General features: G+C 30.6%; 9 protein-coding genes. 5 read left to right on the top strand and 4 right to left on the bottom strand.

Features of this window, described 5'->3' with window-relative positions:
• Positions 1–67 precede the first annotated feature (67 nt).
• A complete protein-coding gene (locus IPK06_11625; protein ID MBK7980620.1) occupies positions 68–496 on the top strand; it encodes a class IV adenylate cyclase in 429 nt (142 codons plus the stop codon).
• Positions 497–553: 57 nt separating this feature from the next.
• Here IPK06_11625 and IPK06_11620 read toward each other — a convergent pair whose 3' ends face one another.
• Positions 554–2,815 (bottom strand): aconitate hydratase, encoded by a 2,262-nt coding sequence (locus IPK06_11620; protein ID MBK7980619.1) that lies wholly within the window; start codon positions 2,813–2,815, stop codon positions 554–556.
• Positions 2,816–2,976: 161 nt separating this feature from the next.
• Between IPK06_11620 and IPK06_11615 the strand changes: the two genes are divergently transcribed.
• Positions 2,977–3,864 carry a hypothetical protein gene (locus tag IPK06_11615; GenBank protein MBK7980618.1) on the top strand — a complete coding sequence of 296 codons (888 nt, stop codon included), beginning with the start codon at positions 2,977–2,979 and terminating at the stop codon, positions 3,862–3,864.
• 158 nt (positions 3,865–4,022) lie between these two features.
• Here the strand turns inward: IPK06_11615 and IPK06_11610 are convergent, their stop codons facing one another.
• From IPK06_11610 to IPK06_11600, 3 genes are all read right to left on the bottom strand, one after another.
• On the bottom strand, positions 4,023–4,781 hold the full coding sequence (locus IPK06_11610) for a geranylgeranylglyceryl/heptaprenylglyceryl phosphate synthase (GenBank protein MBK7980617.1): 759 nt from the start codon (positions 4,779–4,781) through the stop codon (positions 4,023–4,025).
• Positions 4,782–4,844: 63 nt separating this feature from the next.
• Positions 4,845–7,010 (bottom strand): RNA-binding transcriptional accessory protein, encoded by a 2,166-nt coding sequence (locus tag IPK06_11605; protein ID MBK7980616.1) that lies wholly within the window; start codon positions 7,008–7,010, stop codon positions 4,845–4,847.
• A gap of 249 nt (positions 7,011–7,259) precedes the next feature.
• Positions 7,260–9,158: a hypothetical protein gene (locus tag IPK06_11600; protein ID MBK7980615.1), complete on the bottom strand. Its 1,899-nt coding sequence runs from the start codon at positions 9,156–9,158 to the stop codon at positions 7,260–7,262.
• 281 nt (positions 9,159–9,439) lie between these two features.
• Between IPK06_11600 and IPK06_11595 the strand changes: the two genes are divergently transcribed.
• The 3 genes from IPK06_11595 to IPK06_11585 all read left to right on the top strand — a co-directional run bounded on the left by IPK06_11595 (position 9,440) and on the right by IPK06_11585 (position 21,528).
• Positions 9,440–11,296 (top strand): hypothetical protein, encoded by a 1,857-nt coding sequence (locus IPK06_11595; protein ID MBK7980614.1) that lies wholly within the window; start codon positions 9,440–9,442, stop codon positions 11,294–11,296.
• A gap of 117 nt (positions 11,297–11,413) precedes the next feature.
• The gene (locus tag IPK06_11590; protein MBK7980613.1) at positions 11,414–20,041 is read left to right on the top strand and encodes a glycosyltransferase; all 8,628 of its coding nucleotides are present in this window, start codon (positions 11,414–11,416) and stop codon (positions 20,039–20,041) included.
• A complete protein-coding gene (locus IPK06_11585; protein MBK7980612.1) occupies positions 20,041–21,528 on the top strand; it encodes a glycosyltransferase family 2 protein in 1,488 nt (495 codons plus the stop codon). Before IPK06_11590 ends, IPK06_11585 begins: the two co-directional genes overlap by 1 nt.
• Positions 21,529–21,696: the final 168 nt, after the last annotated feature.

The raw sequence follows: 21,696 nt of genomic DNA, 5'->3' as shown, positions 1-21,696 counted from the left end.
ATCTGGAAATAAAAACTAAATTGGAATCGTTCGAAAAAATTTTGAAAATTCTTAATGAAAAAAAATTATGCATAATAAAAAAATTTTACAGAAGGATATTTATTATAAGGTTAAAAACGGTTTGCTGAAATTGCGAAAACATAATGACGGTTGTGAATTGATAAAATACTTACGTAATGAAAAAGACGGAGAAAGATGGAGCAATTATTTTGTGTTAAATATTTCCGGAGAAAATGTGGAAAATTATTTTGACGATCTTTTCGAAATTGAAACGATAGTTGAAAAAACTAGAGAATTGTATATTTACAAGAATACAAGAATTCATTTGGATAAAGTAAATTGTTTGGGAAATTTTTTAGAGCTAGAAACTGTTGTAAATAATATTTCTCAGCAGGAAGCAAAAATTGAATTTGATGAAGTCGTAAAATTTTTAAAATTGGATTTTGAAGATCAAATTAAAAAATCATACAGGGATTTAATGTTGGCAAAAAATTAAAAATCCCAATTTCTGTATAGAATTTGGGATTTTAATTAAAATAAAAATTATGATTAATTATTTATTTTGTGCCGCAATTAAATTTAATGCGCTTCCGGCTTTAAACCACTCAATTTGATTTGCATTAAAAGTATGATTTAACATTGCTTCGTCTGTTGTTCCATCAGCGTGTTTCATAATCATTTTTATTTGAGAACCCGGAGCTAATTCCTTTACACCAACTAAACTAATTTTATCATCTTCTTTTACTTTATCATAATCAGCCGGATTATTAAAAGTTAACGGAAGCATTCCTTGTTTCTTTAAATTTGTTTCATGAATTCTCGCAAAACTTCTAACAATAATAGCTTTTCCATTTAAGAATCTGGGCTCCATTGCAGCGTGTTCGCGCGAAGAACCTTCTCCGTAATTTTCATCGCCGACAACAATCCAACCCAAACCTTGAGCTTTATATTCGCGGGCAACTTTGCTTACATTTTTATATTCCTGAGTGAAAACATTTTTCACTTCGCCGGCTTTATCTGTAAAAGCATTAATTGCGCCTAAAAATAAATTATCGGAAATATTATCTAAATGTCCGCGGAATTTTAACCAAGAACCAGCCATAGAAATATGATCTGTTGTACATTTGCCTTTTGCTTTTAACAAAAGAGGCAAATCAATAAAATCATTTCCGTCCCACTCTGTAAATCTTTCTAAGAACTGCAATCTTTTACTTTCGGGATTTATAATAACTTCAGTATCAAAATATTTTTCGGATGGAGCGATAAAGCCTTCCAAATCGGGCTTAAATCCATTTTTAGGTAATTCATCGCCGTAAGGTGAATCTAGTTTTATTTCTTCGCCATTTTCGTTTTTCAAAAAATCTGTTTCGGGATTAAAAGTAATTTTTCCCGCAATTGTTAAAGCGGTTGTAATTTCGGGTGAAGCGACAAATGCCAAGGTATTCGGGTTTCCGTCTTGGCGCTTTGCAAAATTTCTATTGAATGAAGTAACAATACTATTTCTTTTTTGTTCGGGATTATCCATTCTTTGCCACATTCCAATGCATGGACCGCAAGCATTTGAAAGAACAATTCCACCAAAATCCGTTAGAGTTTTTAATTGTCCGTCTCTTTCAATAGTTGCTCTAACTTGTTCAGATCCCGGAGTAATTGTGAATTGAGATTTTGCCTTCAATCCTTTTGACATTGCTTGCTTTGCGATATTTGCCGCACGGTCAATATCTTCATAACTTGAATTTGTGCAGCTGCCTATTAATCCTACGCTTAATTCTTCCGGAAAATCATTTTCTTTCGCGGTTTCTTTCATTTTTGAAATTGGAATTGCTCTATCGGGAGTATAAGGTCCGTTCAAATGAGGTTCAAGTTCGCTTAAATTAATTTCAATAATTTGATCAAAATATTTTTCCGGATTTTCATAAACGCCATCATCAGCATTTAACAAATGCGCATGCTGAGTTGCTAATTCAGCAACATCTTCACGACCTGTAGCTTTTAAATATGCCGCCATTTTTTCATCGAAAGCAAATGTAGAAGTTGTTGCTCCAATTTCCGCACCCATATTGCATATTGTTCCTTTTCCGGTACATGAAATTGATTTTGCTCCTTCGCCGAAATATTCTACAATTGCGCCAGTTCCACCCTTTACAGTTAAAATTCCCGCAACTTTTAAAATCACATCTTTTGGTGAAGTCCAGCCCGAAAGTTTTCCGGTTAGTTTAATTCCAATTAACTTAGGCCATTTCAATTCCCAAGCCATTCCGGCCATAACATCAACCGCGTCTGCGCCGCCAACACCGATTGCAATCATTCCCAATCCGCCGGCATTTGGAGTGTGAGAATCTGTTCCAATCATCATTCCGCCCGGGAAAGCATAATTTTCCAAAACTACTTGATGAATAATTCCGGCGCCGGGTTTCCAAAATCCAACCCCAAATCTTTTTGAGATACTTTCTATAAAATTGTAAACTTCCTCATTTTCACTTTTAGCTCTGTTTAAATCTGCTTCCGCTCCAACTTGCGCTTGAATTAAATGATCGCAATGAGAAGTTGATGGAACCGCAACGCTTTTTCTTCCAGAATGCATAAATTGCAAAAGTGCCATTTGCGCCGTTGCATCTTGCATCGCAACTCTATCCGGAGCCAAATCAACATAATCTTTTCCGCGAATAAATTCTTTATTTGCGGGTTCCCAAAGATGAGCGTATAAAACTTTTTCTGCGTAACTCATTGGTCTGCCCAAAACTTTTCTTGCAGCATCAATTTTTGCTTCAAAATTATTGTAAACTTTTTGAATCATATCAAAGTTTGCAGTCATTTATTTTCTCCCAACTTATTTTAATAATTTTTACAAAGTTAACTAATTTCCAAATATTTTTCTTTAGAATGTAAAATAAGTTAATAGAAACTTCTAAAAAATTAAATTATAAGTTCTTGTCATTCCCACGAAAGTGTGAATCCAGTGAAAATGATATTTACATGTGTGGACATTCTTCATGTTCTCCAGGAGGTTTGTGGCATTTCGACGGAAAAGAATGGAAAGTAGTGGATATATTTAATTTATTAGGAGAGGGTGGTTCTTATTATGCAGTTCATGGTTTATCAGAAAAAGATATTTGGGTTGTAGGAGGGCAATTAGAAAATTATGAAAAAAAAATTTATAATCCATTTATTATTAGGTATGACGGAATCAAATGGCAAAGATACAGATTGGAAGCGAATATTAAATCTTTTTTATATTCAGTTTATGTAAAAGATAAGTATGATGTATGGATTTGTGGAAGTAATGGAATTGTGGGTCATTATAACCATATTTATTATAAATGGGAAATTGATACAGTAAAAATTGAAATACCAGAGGATGGGGATTATAGTCTTTATTCAATCGGATGTATGAATGGTAAAACTTATGTATATGGAAATATTTCTGAGGAATATGGTTTAAAATACACATATTATTTTTTTGAAAATGATGGTAATAATTGGAGAACTATTGATTCATTTAAATACGATAAAAATAGTACGTTTCAGAAATTTGGTACAAATAAAATGATTGTGTCATTAAATAATAATCTTTATACGATGGGTTTCGGACTTTGGAAAAGAGAAACTGGTAAATGGACGGATATGATTGAATATAAAAAGGATTTTAGAGGATTTTATGAAATGGATGAAAATAATATGCTTATTGTAGGGAGTTTTGGAGAGATATATCACTTTAATGGCAGTAATTGGCAAAGCATTGATATACCAAATGATGATAATTTCCACTATACTGGGGTATTTATGACAAAAACCTCGACTACAATAATTGGTTTATATTTAGATCAATCAATACAGAAAACAATAGTATGGAAGGGTAAATAAAAACGCGATTGACAATTATATCTTATATCTAATTTTATTTATTTTTGTAAAATTCAATCTAGCGGTTACAGTAATGTTATAAAACTTTTTCTTACTAAATAAATTTGATTCAAAAAAATATGCCATCTTCTAAAAAGATGGCATCTCTTAAAACATGTTTAAATTTCTATCGAATTATTTTTATGTATTGCGTTTGCAAATTCACCAATCAGCTTCCAATTATTTTCATCTTCAAAAAAGTTTCCGGTAATAATAATTTTTGCTCCGGCTTCAACTTTTTGTCTCGCTTCTTCGGGAGTTCTAATTCCGCCGCCGACAATAACCGGAATTGAAACTTGCGAAGAAACTAATTTTATCATTTCATTTGGGACAGATTTTTCGGCGCCGGAACCGCCTTCCAAATAAATTAATTTCATTCCTAAATATTCTCCGGCAAGTGCGGTTGCCGTTGCAATTTCCGGTTTGTTTCTTGGGATTGGCTTGCTTCCACTAACGTATTCTGCGGTTGTTGTTTGTCCGGATTCTATTAAAATATATCCCGTTGAAATTGCTTCAATATTATGTTTTTTTATTGAAGGCGCGGCTTGAACGTGCTTTCCAATTAAGTGTTCGGCATTTCTTCCACTAATTAAAGATAAGAATAAAATTGCATCTGCAAATTTTGAAACTTGATTTACACTTCCGGGAAAAATTATTACGGGCAGATTTGTATATTTTTTAACTTCAATTATTGATTCATCCAAATTGCCGTTAATCATTAAACTTCCGCCAATCAAAAAACCATCAACCCCGCTTTTTTCACAATGCTGAACAAATGGTTTTGTTTTATCTAATGGAAGCTTATCCGGATCAATTAGGATAAAATATGCAGCACCTTTTAGATGAATTATATTTTCAACTTTATTATATATTTTCATTTTATCAAATAAATAGGAAAAACATTTAAAATAAAATAATAAACTTTGGTCAAAATGTCTTTATTATTTCATACTTAAAGCAATTCGGTTTTTCTGTACATCAACAGATTTTATTTTTATATCTATAATATCACCAACACTTACAATTTCCATCGGATGTTTAACAAATTTATTTGCCATTTCGGAAATATGAAGCAATCCGTCCTGTTTAACTCCAATATCCACAAAAGCACCAAAATCAACAACATTTCTTACTGTTCCTTTAAGTGCCATTCCAATTTCCAAATCTTCAATTTTTAAAACATCGCTTCTTAATATTGGTTTAGGCATATCTTCGCGCGGATCTCTGCCCGGTTTTACAATATTCTGAATTATATCTTCGAGCGTAGGCACGCCAACGTTTAACTGATTTGCGATTTTTTCTACTCCGCGCTTTTCCACAAATTGTTTAACAAGCAATCCTTTTTCATTTATTAGAGTAGAAGAAATTTCGCACATTTTTAAAAGTTTCTCAGTAGCTTCATATGATTCGGGATGAATAAATGTCGAATCCAATGGATTTATTCCTGAAGTTATTTTCAAAAATCCCGCGGCTTGCTCAAATAATTTATCACCGACTCCGCTTACTTCTTTTAATTGATTTCGATTTTCAAATCTGCCGTGTTCTTCACGGTATTTTACAATATTGTTGGCTATCCTTTTACTTAATCCGGAGACGTAAGTTAACAGAGAAGATGAGGCGGTATTTACATCAACACCAACATAATTAACGCAGCTTATTACAACATCATCCAAATTTTTATTTAACAATTTTTGATCAACATCGTGCTGGTATAAACCAACTCCAATAGATTTAGGATCAATTTTTACAAGCTCGGCAAGCGGATCCAATACTCTGCGAGCGATAGAAATATTTCCTCTTTGACTCGCTTCCAAATCGGGAAATTCTTGCTTCGCGATTGGTGAAGCCGAATATACAGACGCGCCGGCTTCATTAACTATTAAGTAATGACAATTCAGTTTATGATCTTTAATTATTGTTGAAACCAATAATTCTGTTTCTCTGCTGGCAGTTCCGTTGCCTATTGCAATTAATTCTACGTTATATTTTTTTATGAATTTTAAAATTGTTTGAACCGCTGAATCTTTTTTATTTTGCGGAGGATGCGGATATACGGTTTCGCCTTCTAAGTATTTTCCGGTTTTATCAATTATCGCGACTTTTGAACCCGAAACATATCCCGGATCAATTCCCATAATTATTTTATTCATTATCGGCGGCTGAAGCAAAAGCTGTTTTAAATTTGATGCGAATATTTTTACGGCATGCTCATCGGCAATTTCAGTTAAATAATTCCTTACTTCTCTTTCAATAGATGGCTGTATCAATCTGTTAAAAGAATCGGTTGTTGTTTCGTTTAATAAATCTTCAAAAAATGATTTTTTATAATTAAAGTGAGATTGGTAAATATTTTTAATAATCTCATCTTTTTCAAATTGAAATGAAACTTTAAGGAATCCTTCACTTTCACCGCGATTTAAAGCCAAGACCTGGTACGGCTTTATTCTTGTAATTTCGGCCTTAAATTCATGATAAATTTCATATACATCTGTTTTTTTGCCGCTCGTATTTTCTTCTTTTTTATTAACTTTCGCTGAGCAGACATTTGAGGAATTCAATAAACTTTCTCTAACCAATTTTCTTACTTCGGCGTTTTCGCTTATCATTTCGGCAATAATATCTTTCGCTCCGTTAACGGCATCTTCAATTGTAAGCACTTCTTTTTCATCATTTAGATATTGTTCGGCAATTTTATTAAAATCACCCGAAAAATTGGGATTATCAATAATAAAATTTGCCAAAGGTTCCAATCCCTTTGCCTTTGCAACAGTTCCTCTTGTTTTTCGTTTTGGTTTGTATGGCAGATAAAGATCTTCAACATCCTGCAATTTATCGGCGTTCAAAATTTTCTCTTTTAATTCGTCGGTTAATTTTCCTTGTTCTTCAATGCTTTTAATAACAGTCGATTTTCTTTCTTCAAGCAGAGTTAAATAATTATTTAGATTTTCTATTTCGCGTAATTGTTCTTCATCTAAGCCGCCGGTTTTTTCTTTACGATATCTTGCGATAAACGGAATAGTCGCATCTTCGGAAAATAAACTTAATACGGTTTCAACTTGATTGTGTTTAATATTCAATACTTTTGCAATATTTTGTGGGATGTTCATGAAATACCTTTTGAAAATTTTTATTCAATAATTAGAAAATTAGGATGGTAAATTTAGCAGTATAAAAATTTAATTCAACCTTGATATAAATAAAAATATTTACGAATAATTAAATTGCCCGGGTAAAATCAATAACGCAAAAAATAAATTACTACTTTTTATAGCTGTATTACAATTTGATATTTTCTTTCGTTAACTATTTTTTTGATTATTAGCAGTTGTATCAAAATAATTTGAATTCGAGAATATCTAAATTACAATAAACGGATTATCGTTTCTTTCGGCTAATTTATACGTATGCTTAAACTCTTCCTTCTCCAATACGCGAAGCAGTTTCAGGGGATTATTAACAATAATTCCGTCTAATTTTGTAACCAGCATTTTTTCCATTGAATCAGGATCGTCCAAAGTCCAATAATAAATTTTTTTAATAATACCCCGAATTGTTCTTTTTTTAGCGGCAATTAAAAATTGAGGCACATAATTTCTCAAAGCTTTAGGAGCTTGAGAAGCAATTCCGCTTCCCCACCAAAAGTTTCCTTCATTTCTTTTTTCAAATGTTTTTTCAGTTATTTGAAAACTTTCTTCGCTTAGATCTGCGCCGAAATACCGTCTAAATTCTTTTGGAAGAGTTTCAAAAAATCCATCAAAAAAAGCAGTGTAATTTTTCTTACCAACCGACATAATGCAATTGACTCTGTTATTAGGATCGTTTTTACAAAAGCTTTTTTCAATAACTTCAGCCAACTGCATTCCGCACTGATTTAATTTACTTTTGGGAACGCCGCCAAGTTTACAGTCAAATATGCAAAGTGAAAATTTTGGATATTGTTTTTCAAATTCCCTTAGTTTATTGAGGAAAATTGCCAGATCGGTTTTTGCCAAACTTCTCTCCATTAAATTTACTTTGTCGGGATCAAAATCGGGACGAAATCCGTGAAAAACCGTAAATGAAAAATTATCATCCTTTTCTAATGAAGGAGTAATGTCAAACTCAATCGCGTTGCTTCCCATATCCAAAGCTTCCTCTACGTAAGCCGGAGTATTTACCATATGCGCGATCGCGTAAAATGGTCTTGGTATAAGCGGTAACGTTGTTAATTCAACATTTATACTTTGCGGATTTTCTGATTTATCTAACCATGAGTAAAAGGGAAATTCCAATTTCAAGCTGGATTTCTCATTTTTTATCTCAATTTTATTCAAATACCAGCCGTCTCCCAAAAATTGTTCGTCATGCCAAATTTTAATTTTATTTATCTCGCCTAAATCTCTTAATGAAATTTTAAAATAGTCATATCGTCCCGCTTCAAATGCATTTTTTGCTATGTAATCATTTAATTTGATTTCATCGGAATTGCCGTTTGTTCCGTATAATATCATGGAAACATTAGCGTCGGTTCCGCCAGCCGATACATTTCCGGTGCTTATTTTAAATGAGTACTCCACATTATTCGGAGAAAAAGAATATTCGTTATTTGGTTTAAGCCAGCGGAAAATGGGGAAAATTCGCGGTTCATCTTCGCTCGTTTTTTTAATTTTGATTCTGTTTATAAAAAGATTTGAATTAAATCCTTCCGAATCGGACTTTAGTTTTATTTCATTAATTTGTCCAACATCTTCATTATGAGTTTCAAAAACATAGGAATGACCAGTTATAAATTCTTTATTTGGCAGATATGGTTTTACATTGAAGAAATAGGTATGACTTTTAGAACCTATAATTGAAATATATAAATTTGAATTGCTTCCCGAACCGGACAAAGTACCAATAGCAATTTCTATTTCATATTTTACATTTTCGATTGGAGTAAATTCATATTTTTTATTTCCTTCAATCCATTTTTTAACCTGAAAGAAATATGATTTATTATCCGTAATATTTTCAATCGTAACAGATTCTAAAAACCAATCGGCGCCAAGCCACTTATTATTATGCCAAATTTCTATTTTTTCAATTTCGCCAATATTTTGAGATTCAATTAAAAAAGCATCGATATTATCTTTTTCAAAAACATTTTTATTTTTATGTTCGTTCAGCGTTAAATCTTGTGTATTAAATAAACTTCCGTAAATTTTAATTGTTACATCCGCGTCGGTTCCGGCATTACTAACGCTTCCGGTTTTTATTGAAATTTTATAATCCATACAAATTCCTTTTAATAATAAATATATTGTGAATTCTCATTATGAAAATATATTTTTTTTTGGAAAATCTTTGACGTAAATTTTTACTTATACCAATCTTATCAATAATCAAAATCCACATAGTTATTTGCTAATTAATAATGTTTTGTGTAAAAAAACAACAATTACAAATTTTTATCATCATTTTACATTAAAAAAATACTCACAAAATACGATTATACGGAGAAAAGGATTTTCACAATTAAATTAATAAGGGAATTGTATAACTTCATGGATGAAGAATGTTCGCTAAACGAATGGATATACTTGAAAATATAGATGAAGTTAATCTTTCAAGAGAACTTGAAATCGCAAAATTCCGAAATTACGGAAGAGAACATTTTTCGGATCTTTTGCATGATGAAATATCTTTTGATCATTTTTTTCAAAATACTTCCAAATTTTATTCAATTAACCTTCCGAATGAAATTTCAGATTATTTGTTAAGATTGGATACCGCTCCATTTTTCTGGCTTTCTGAATCTCCATTAATAAAAAAAATGGAAGAAATTTTAACTACCAAAAACAGCAAGTTTAATTACGTCGCGAATTTTAGGGAAATTAAAAAATATTATACACAATGGATAACGTTAAAGACAAGTAAAGAAAAACAATATTACGCGTTCAGTATTAGCAATCAAATTGAAAGAAACATTTCGTATCAAAGTTTTTACAATCTCATAATTTATGGTGTGATATTAACATTTGATAAAAACGCTTATAATCCCAATAGAGCAATTGAGTTATATGATCAAGCATTTTCAATTGTAAGTAATTGCGATATGGATTCTTCTCTAAAGAAGAATTTACTTTATTACGTAAAAGTTTTCAAAGGTTTTGTTTACTTGCTTGAATATAATTATAAAAAAGCAAGAATTACGTTTAATGAAGCTCTGGATTATAATTCTCACGGAGTAAATTCATTTTACTACATTGCGTTGTGCAGCAAATACTTAGATGATTTTGATACGGCTTTTGACGGACTTAAAAACGTTTTAGAGTTTGACAGAATGCGTTTTCAATACGCGATTAATTATAATTTCCTAAAATTGTTTTCATTTTTCTATAACAACGCTTGCTTTTATAACGTATTTACAGAGTTGGGTTTTGCCCAAATGCTTCCGGATATAGATTTTTTATTGAGGTCATTATTTTCCAGCGACTCAAACAGCATGGATATTACTTATGGCAAATTAATTAACTTGGATAATTTGAGAATAAAAGAATTTTTTAATCAGGAAGTATATTCAGAAATTGAATTTCTTAGAAAAGCTCTAGCTAATTATAAGAATAAAAGAAACGGTTTGATCAGAATAGTTGAACAAATATTCAGAGATAAATTAGTCACTTTAATTGAATACATAAGAAACTTAATCGAATCACATTATTTCGATCAGATTAAAGATGATATTATTGTTTTTGATAAGCAAATTGAACAAAATAAAAGGCAATTGGAATTAATAAAACATGAAAGAGACGATGCTTTCAAAAAAGTGAAAATTACCGAAAAAGAAGCATTTAATCTTTTGGATGAAACATCCTTGGAACATCAGAAAGCCATTGAAGAAAAAATCAAAAATATTGATGAAGGAACAAAGTTTGATCCTATAAAAGTATTTTACAGTTCAATGATATTTACATCGGCAATATCGTTTTTAATATTTATTGTGGTTGGTTTCATGTCAGTTATTATTGGTTCCGGCGAGGACGGCAGAAGCGGTTTAACACTTTTAATTGTAAACGGATTTAGATGGGGCGGAATAACTTTCATTATTGGAATCGCAATTTCTGTTTTTACCGCGTTTTCATCCTATTGGGAAAAGGGCACGCATAAGAAAAAACTTATTGCTCAATTAGATTATTTAAAATCCGCTCAATCCGGTGAAAAAAAGAACCTTGAAATTGATACGCAAATGAAATCTAAAGTTTACGAGCAAAAATTTAGAGAGCGTATAAGTGCACAAGAAAAGATAATCGATAGCTTTATAGAAGAACGAGAATTAAACTATAAATACAAATTTAACGTTGCTAAAAAAGAAATTGACCAATATATCACACCTTTAAATGAACTTTTAAACTCCCTTGAAAACGTTGGCTAATAATAGCCATAAATTTAAATTCATTCAAAAAAAACCTCAAAATTATTCAAAAAAGTAAAGATTTCGTTTGGCTTGATTTTAGCAAGTTTATATAAACTTAATAAACTTGTTAAAAATATGACTAAAAACATGCATCCAGAAGCTATATTCATACAACTGCACACATACTGTAATTCAGAATGTATTAATTGTCCTTTCGAATTTACATATAACTCAATTCATACAAATGGAAGAATGAATGATTCAACTTGGCGTAAAATTCTTTCCGATATCATTGAAATGAATTATTCGGGTCAGGTCGGTTTTTATCTACATCACGAACCATTAATTGATAAAACACTTTATGAAAAAATTAAAGACATAAATTCACAAACAAAAGCTTATGTTGTTCTTTCCACAAACGGACAACTATTAACGGAAGAGAACGTAAACAAATTAATAGAAGCAAAACCACAAAAAATCCACCTTAATATAAACTCGGGAAACAAACAAGAATACGAATCATCTATGAAAGGCTTGAATTATGAAACTACAATTACAAATTGCAGAAAATTCATTGATAAAGCCAAAGGAATAATAGATATTGAAATTAATTGTCCGGTTATAGAAGGTTTTGACGTAGCGTCATTAAAACAGATTTTCCCCGATGTGAAAGTCAATTTGGATTATTGGGCAAATTCAAGAGGCGGACTTTTACCGGAATTTTTTCACGAAGAAAAAGGGAGCAGATTTAAAACCGATAATTACTGCAATCAGCCCTCTCAGAATTTTAACATTTTATTTGACGGCAGTACAATAGCGTGTTGTATGGACTGGATGCATGAGTCAAAAAAAGATTTTCTTAATATAAATAATTCCAGCATAGTTGAAGTCTATAACGAAATAAAAAAATTGGAAACACAATTCATTGACGGAGATTATTCAAAATATAAAATGTGCAAAGCCTGCTCAAAGGAAATGGGTTTTTATATAAAGGAAAACAAATTGAAAATATTGATAACAAACCACCAGCTTTTGGATTTAACCGGTTCTGAAATTTACACATACACATTGGCAAAACTATTAGTTGAAAAAGGTCATGAAGTTTTAATTTATACAAAATATGCCGATAAAATATTAACTTTATTTGAGTCCATCGGAGTAAAGGTAACAACAAAAATTGATGAAATAAAAAACATTAATTTTGATGTCGCTCACGTTCATCATAATATAATGGCAATTGAAATTAGATATCACTTCCCCGAATTACCCATCATATTTCTCTCTCATGGAGTTATTCCTTTCTTAGAACAGCCGCCTGTTATCGAATTAGGTATATCAAAATTTGTTGCCGTAAGTGAAGAAGTTAAAAACAATTTAATTTCAAATGGAATTTCAAGTGATAATGTTGAGATAATAAGAAATATAATTGACCCGGAAATATTTTATCCTAAATCCGAAATTAATACTAAACCGCAAAATGCTTTAGTTATTACAAATAAGATGAACCTGGAAGTTGAACAAACAATTAAAGAAGCATGTAAATGGTTAAACATTGAAGTTCAATTTATCGGAAGAAGATTTAAAGATGTTTCACCTTTGGAAATGGGAAACTATATCAATCAATCTGATTTGGTATTCTCGTTGGGAAGAGGAATTGTTGAAACAATGATGTGCGGGAGAGTGCCGATAGTATTTGACCGAAACGGCGGTGACGGGATAGTTACTTCTAAAAATATTGCGACATTTATTCTTAAGAATTTTTCCGGAAGAACAAATAATAAAATGTTTAACACACAAGAATTGATTTCAGAAATTGAAAAGTATAACAAGAACGATATTGCAGAATTGTTGGAAATTGCAAAACAAAATTTTGGACATACTAATGTCGATAAGTTAATAAATATTTATAACAATGCAATTAAAAATAATAACGCAGTAAAACTTAATGGATTAAATAAAAATATTGCTGAAACAATATTTAACACAGTTATTGAAACAACACGGTATAATGAAGTTATGAATGAAAGAAAAAATAATAACAACAATAAAGAAAATAATCTCGAAAAACTATTGGCGGAATCGGAGAATTATATTCTTGAAGAAAAATTTGAAAATGCAGAAATAGTTTTAACCAAAATATTGAGCGAAATTGATTCCGAGTCAATTGATGCCGCAAATAATTTGGTTGTTGCTTGGCTTATGCAAAAGAAATATGAAGAGGCGATTGATCTGTTGTCGCAAATTTTAGAAAAGAATCCCAATGACGAAATTGCATTAGATAATTTGAAATTCATCAATGATATTTTAAACAATCAACAAAACGAAATGCATGATCAAATACATTTCAATTCTGACAATTCCACTTCAGTTTCAATTATAATTCCCGTTTTTAACAAAATTGAGCTTACACTTCAATGTTTAAATTCATTAAATGAAATAAATTCTCAAAATATTTTTGAAGTAATTGTTGTTGATAATAATTCGACTGACGGCACGAGTGAAATATTAAATAAAGTAAAAGATTCGCTTAAATACGAATTAAAAATAGTTCAAAATTCATCAAATTTAGGATTTGCGAAGGCAAATAATATTGGGATTAAATCAGCCAAATATGATAATATTCTTTTCCTTAATAATGACACAATTGCCGAAATTGACTTTTTAAACAAGCCTGTTGAAATATTAAATTCAAAAAATATCGGAGCGGTTGGGATTAAATTATTATATCCAGACAGATTGATTCAGCATGCGGGTTTGGCTTTCGGCGGCAATAAATTAGCTCAGCATATTTTTAATTTTTATCCTTCAGATTATCCTCCGGCAAACTTCAGCAAAGAAGTTTCCGCAATTACAGGTGCGTGTTTCTTTATAAAGAAATCTTTATTTGAAAAACTTGGCGGTTTTGATGAAGCATTTATAAACGGACAGGAAGATATTGACCTTTGCATGAAAATAAAAAGTTTAGGTCTTAAAATTTGGTATTCGCCAGATGCCTGGATATATCATCTTGAAAGTCAATCGGCAAATAGATTGGAAAAGGCATTTCAAAATAGACAGTTATTTTTAAAGAGATGGGAAAATTATATCGTTCCAGACGTTAATTTGTTTTTTGATGAAATTAAAAAAATATCTTCAATAAAATCAATTAATTCAAAATATGACATGCCGGACAAAATCAATTTCGCGATTAAAATTGGGGTTCCCGATAGAACATATAAAAATTGGGGAGATATTTATTACGCAAACTCATTGGCAAACGCGTTAAAAGCAAAAGGACATAATGCCGTAATACATTATTTGGAAGAATGGAATCAGTTGGATGAAGCAATTCATGTTTGTATTCACATAAAAGGTTTATCTAACTATGAATTGAAACCAAATAATGTAAATATAATTTGGGTTATAAATCATCCTGAACTACATAAGATTGAGGAACTAAATCAATATGATTTAATCTTTGCCGCTTCAAAAAAATACTATGATCAAATTTCGAAAAAAGTTTCGGTCCCGATATTTTATCTTTCCCAAGCAACAGAAAAGGAACATTTTAATAAACGCAATAATGTCGAAAAAGAATTTGACGTTTTATTTATAGGCAACAATTATGAGTCTAAGAATAATAAATGCCGACAAATAATTAGTGATGTGTTAGAAACAAAAATTAATTGCAATCTTAAGATATTCGGCGAAAATTGGGATGGTTTTGTAGATCCAAAATATATTGGTGGAAATTTTGTAGAATGGGAAAAAATTCCCGAATTATATTCAAAAGCAAAAATAGTATTAAACGACCACCAGCAATCCATGCGCGAAAACGGATTTGTAAACAATAGAACTTTTGACGTTGCTCAAACCGGGACACTTCAAATTAGCAATTATGTTGAAGGATTGGTTGAATTTGGCATTGAAAGTTATAATTCAATTGATGAGCTGAGAGATAAATTGAAATTTTATTTAAATGAAGAAAAGCAAAGAATATTAAAAGCGGAAGATAATTTTAATAAAACCGAGTCATGCACATTTGAGAACAGAGCAGCGGAAATTATTTTAAGAATTAACGAGATAAAAAACAATAAATCAAAATATGAATGCTGCAATATTTGCGGATATCAAGGCAGCGATTTTTTAAACATGGGAGTTAGAGAAAAAGTTAGATGTCCAAACTGCAACAGCTTGGAACGACAAAGAGCTTTATGGTTTTTATTAAAACGCGATCATGTGATAGAACCGGGTAAAAAAGTTCTAGAAATTGCTCCGCTTAACAATTTGGTATTCAGAAAATATTTTGAGGAAAACGGCTGTAAATATATTTGTATAGATAAATGGAAATCGGGAAATCCTTTGGATAAAAGAGATACTTCATGGATAGATTTTGAAATGGATGTATGCGATTTGAAATTTGAAAATGAAACATTTGACTTAATCATAATGCAGCACGTAATTGAAGAAGTTCCAGATGACAGAAAAGCGTTTTCGGAAATATCCCGAGTGCTGAAAAAAGACGGAATAGCAATTCTTGAAATTCCTCACGATAAATGGCTGAGAAAAACTATTGAATATGATTCGCCGCAAAAGTTTGGTAATGTAAGGCAATATGGAGTTGATTTTTATAATAGAACCGGTGAATATTTTAAAACTCAATTTGAAGAAATTATAGATGGAGTGACTTTCAGCGTTTTCAGCAAATCAGAAATTCAAACTAAACTAAATTTTCCGGTGTTGCTGGATCATCCATCATATCAGCCTGAGAATTTTTCGAACAGATTTCAAAACGCGATAGAACTTCTTAGTAAAAAAGGATTTACTTCGTTGACGACCTATCAAGTTGAAAACCTTCTTTACAAAAATGTTAATTATAAAAAACCATATTGGATAACATTAGACGATGGAACTGAGGCTGATATAAATTCAGCAATGCCGATTTTGAGCAATACTCAAAGTGTAGCGACAAGTTTTTTAATTCCAAATAAATTAAACGATTCAATTATAGATCAATGGAAAAATTCCGCAAATAAAAGAATTTTAGATATTCAAAATCATTCACTAAATCATAGACAAACTTTTATAAGTAATAAATTGATTGATGTTTACAAAGGTGAATATAAACATGTAAATTTAGTGGAAGCCGAAACTAAAAAAGGTTTTCCAATTTTTGAATATTCATCGAATTTGGCAAACAAATCATTTATCCCCAACAAGGAAGTAATAGATTTTTGTTTAGAATATTATATAAAAAATAATTTGGATGAATTAGGCATTGAGAAATATATCAGTTCGCTTAAAAATGAATTAAATGAAAAATTCGGCAATGATTTGGGTCAATTTGAAAATGACGAAGAATTCAACAAAAGAATTGAATCGGAAATAAATAATTCGTATAAAATATTATCGGAAAACTTTAACAAATCAATTTTTGCGTTTTCATTTCCTTGGGGTTTATATAATCAAGAATCATTAAAAAAAGCATCTGAAAATCATACATTAATTACAAGAGTTCTACCTTCACAAATTAATCACAATTATAATCCGCTTGAAATAGATAGAATTGACATTCCAAGTTCTGCCTTTAAGGAATTGGAGAATAGTTTGTACAGAAGCAGTTCTTGGGAAAAATTAGAATACAAAAATGATCCCAAGGTTTGTGTTTTGATGACAACTTTCAACAGAAGACAAAATTTAGCTGACGCAATTCAAAGCGTAGTAAATCAAACTTACAAAGATTGGAATTTGATCTTGGTAAATGATGGCGGCGAAGATGTAGCGGATATTGTTAAATTATTCAACGATCCGCGAATACAATATTTTTCGAATGAAAATAAAGGAAAAGCTGCGGCTCTAAATTTTGCTATTCAAAATTCAAAAAGCAAATATATCGCATACCTCGATGATGACGATCAATATTTACCAAATCATTTGGAAGTTTTAATTACATATTTGGATGTTCATACAGAACATCAATTCGTTTATTCTATTGCGGAAGAAGTAAGTTTAGTTGAAAACAATCATCAATGGCATGAAGTTGAATCGACAATAAGATATGCCAAACAAGTTGACGCTAAAATGCTGCGGCTTATGAATCACATACCAAATCTGTGCGCGGTTCATACAAGATCTTTATTTGCGAAGGCCGGTTTATATGACGAATCATTAAACGTTTTAATCGATTGGGATATGTATCGCAGATTAGCGCAGATTTCAAATCCGAAATTTTTAAATGCTGTTACCGCAAGATATTTTAGAAAGAGAAGTAAAGGTAATACCGCGAAAAATCAAATGACAGGCTTATATTTTACCGATCCGGTAAAGTATTATAATAACAGATTAAAAATCACAAGCAAAGATTTATCAATAGAAAAAAATGAAGAAAAAACGTGCATAATTATTGAAATAAATAATATCAATAAATCCGATGCCAGATTTTTTATAGCAAAATATGATAACTTTAGAAAGATGTTCAACGTAGAATTGTTGTTGGTTATCTCATGCAAAATAGATATTGAACTGCTTGAATCAATAATTTATGCTGAGCGGGTTGGAGGTTTTGTAATATTCGGAAATAATAATTCCAAAACTAAAATTAATATTGAACCATATTTATTAAAATCAAATTGTAGTAAAAATATTTTCTTTGACAGATTGGAAAAACTGACTAAGCTGAATATAGAAAATTCGATATTATCAAATAACGAATTGGTACATTTCTCTGAAACTTACAAACAGCAAAACTCAAACAATCATTATAAAAAATTGAATTTTAAACCCGAGCATTTAGTTTCAATTATAATCCCGACATTTAACAATTGGCATTTAACAGAAGAATGTATTAAATCCATATATTCGGCAAAAGATAAAACAAAGTTCGAAGTTATAATTGTTGATAATAATTCAACAGATTGTACTAAAGAAAAGTTGTTGGGTACGTCAAAGAAATATTCCAACTTAAAAGTAATCTATAACGAAGAAAATCTTGGGTTTTCAAAAGCGAATAATATCGGCGCAAAAAACGCTGAAGGCGATCTTTTGTTATTCTTAAATAATGATACTTCAGTAAAGAGCAATTGGCTAGATGAAATGGTTAAAACCATTGATGATAATAAAGTTGGAATTGTTGGCGCAAAATTATTATATCCCGGAAAAAATGAAATACAGCATGCTGGAATTGTCATTTATGATAAACCGCATAAAATTTTTCCATTGCATATTTTTCAAAATGAAGCGGAAGATTTTAGAAACGCGAATTTCATAAAAGAATATCAAGCTGTGACAGGCGCCTGTCTTTTAATAAAGAAAAACTTATTTGAATTAGCCGAAGGATTTGATGAAGCTTTTGTTAACGGCTACGAAGATGTCGATCTATGTTTTAAAATTCGCGAAAAAGGTTATAAAGTTATTTACAATCCAAAATCGGTAGTAATACATCATGAATCAAAATCTGAAGGAAGATTTAAATATGTTGAAGAAAATGTAAATCTGCTTCATCAAAAGTGGGAAAATAAAATAAAAAGAGATGAAATTAAGAATCTCGTAAAACCAGAAGTCAGCATAATTATTCCGGTATATAATCAACTTGAGTTAACAAAAAAATGTATCGAAAGTATCGAATTAAATACGTATTCGAATTATGAATTAATAATTGTGAACAATGCGTCTACCGATGGAACAAAAAAATATTTGGAAAAATTAAGTTATGTTAAATGTATTAACAATGCAGAAAATCTCGGTTATCCCAAGGCAATTAATCAGGGTATCAAAATAGCCGAAGGTAAAGATATTGTGTTATTAAATAATGACACAATTGTAACCGATGGCTGGCTTGAAAGACTTATTATGATAAAAAATTCCAATCAAAATGTTGGAGTTGTAGGAATTTATTCCAATGCGATCAGCGGGACACAAATTGATAAAGAATATAAATGTAAAACATTAAATGAAATGAACAATTACGCAAAGCAGATTTCAGAAAGTCGAAAGTACGCGTGGATAAAATATCCCAGAGTTGCATTTGTATGTGTTTTAATAAATGGCGAACTAATAAATAAAATAGGCGGACTTGACGAAATATATTCTCCCGGAAATTATGAAGACGACGACTTTTGTTTAAGAGCGCAAATTGCCGGTTATCAATCATATATAGCAACTGACGTTTTCATTTACCATTACGGTTCTGTAAGTTTTAAGGCGAACGGCGAAAATAGTTACGCCGAAAGAATTGAAGCAAACAAAAAGAAGTTTGTTAACAAATGGGGAAATACACCTGAAGGAATTTGGCTGAACGGAGAACCATACAAAAATCATTCAATAAGATACCCGTTAAGTTCGGATAAATATATTTTGAGCGTTCAAAATCTCTTTAAAAATATTGAAGACGGTGAATATGATTCTGCAATTATAAATGTAAAAAGCGCAATAGATAATTTTGACAATTCAAATAGAATTGGATTTGAGAAAATTACGAAAGATGAACTTTTAAATATAGCCGGCAATTTAGCTCTGGCAAAAAATGATCTTGAACTGGCAAAGGAATATTTTGAAAAACAGTTGGAGTCTTCGCCAAATTCTTCAAAAGCTTGTTTTGGTTTGGGGGAAGTTTTTAATTTGGCTGAATTGTACGAAGAAGCTAAAACAATGCTTGAATGGGCGGTTGTAAATGACAACGAAAATCAAAACGCAAAAGCGAAATTATATGAAGTGAATAAAAAATTAAATTTACCTGAAAATCACAATTCATTATTGGAAGAATGTACTTTGATTGAGAGAATGTAATGCCAAAATTAACCTTAAGCATGATTGTAAAAAACGAAGAAAAATATCTTCGGGAATGCTTGGAATCGGTTAAAGATACCGTTGATGAAATTGTTATTGTTGATACAGGTTCTGAAGACAAAACAGTAGAAATTGCAAAAAGCTATAATGCCAGGATATTTCATTTTAAATGGATAAATGATTTTTCGGCGGCTCGTAATTTTGCGCTTTCTAATTCGACGGGAAATTGGATTTTGTACTTGGATGCCGATGAAAGATTATCTTCCGAATCTGTTAAGAAGTTAAAAAATCTTGTTGAAATAAATGAATTAATTGGCTTTAAATGCGTTGTTGTAAGCTTAGATGAAAAATTGGGCATTTCTCAATCGATGAAATATACTCGATTGTTCAGAAATAATTCTGATATTCAATTTGAGGGAAAAGTACATGAGCAAATTGAAAACTCGCTAATTAAGAATAATTATAAAATCATTGATTCAGAGATTATAATTTATCATCAAGGATATAATGTACCTAAAGAAGAATTAAAATTTAAGGCGGAAAGAAATTTAAAATTGCTGCTTAATGAATATAAAAACAATAAATCGTCTTATAACGCCTATCAGCTCGCAAATACATATTCGGCGCTTGACGATTCAACAAATGCTTTAAAATATTTTAAGGAAGCGATTGTTGACGAAAATTTAATAAGAGAATTAAGGGCAATATCTTATATGAATTTGGCGGATTATGAAATGCGGAATCAAAATATTTCAAGTTCAAAAGAGTATATTGATAAAGCAATAAAATTAAACCCAAATCAATCTCTTATAAATATTGTTGCAGCCCAAATATATGCAAAGTTAAATCTTTCTAGTGCAATTAATCATTGCATAAACGCGTTAAAGCAGAGCAAATTAAATTTAAGTTCAGATCAAGAGATATTTGTCGACGCCGAAAAAATAATTTATGAAGGAATTTTAATTTCGCTTCAATTCGGCGATATGCACAGTTTGAATTACTTTATCGAAAATTTAAAAAAAAATAATAAAGACGAAGGTAATTTTATAGAAATATTGTTTATTAATAAATATAATAAGAATGAAATTCTTATTCATTCAACTGCTATAAATGCTGTTAACATAAATAATTTTTTGAGGATATTTAATTTTATAAGAAACGCTGATTTAAAACTCGAATTATTTTCAAACTTATATGACAGATTTTCAACAAACTCAAAATTTCTTAATGATTTCGGAGCATTTCTAATTTCAATAAACCAAACAACTGAAGCTAAAATTATATTGGAATCATCATTATTAAACGATGATTTTGAAGATTCGACATTATTTTACTTAGCATCCATTTATCTTTCTACAAATGAGACACAAAAACTTGAGGATTTATTAATTATTATAGAAGAAAAAATTAATAATGATTCAACATCACTTTTTTCGAAAAATAAATTTAAAATATTAGTGAATAAAATAGCTCCAGTTCTAAAATAGAGACTTGCTTGCTATTTATCACAAGTTAAATATTCCTGAAAAAAAATTACTTCAAGCTGTAAACTTTCAAAATTGACTCACGATAATATGCCACAAGCAAATTATTAACTAACAAATTTCAACAAAAGTTGAAAATAACAATAGTGGGCAAGGATGCCCGCAAAAATA

The sequence above is a fragment of the Ignavibacteriota bacterium genome, assembly GCA_016713565.1.
Lineage (GTDB): Bacteria > Bacteroidota > Ignavibacteria > Ignavibacteriales > Melioribacteraceae.
Note: the sequence above shows the minus strand (reverse complement) of the source record. Positions and strands in the feature narration are given on the sequence as shown.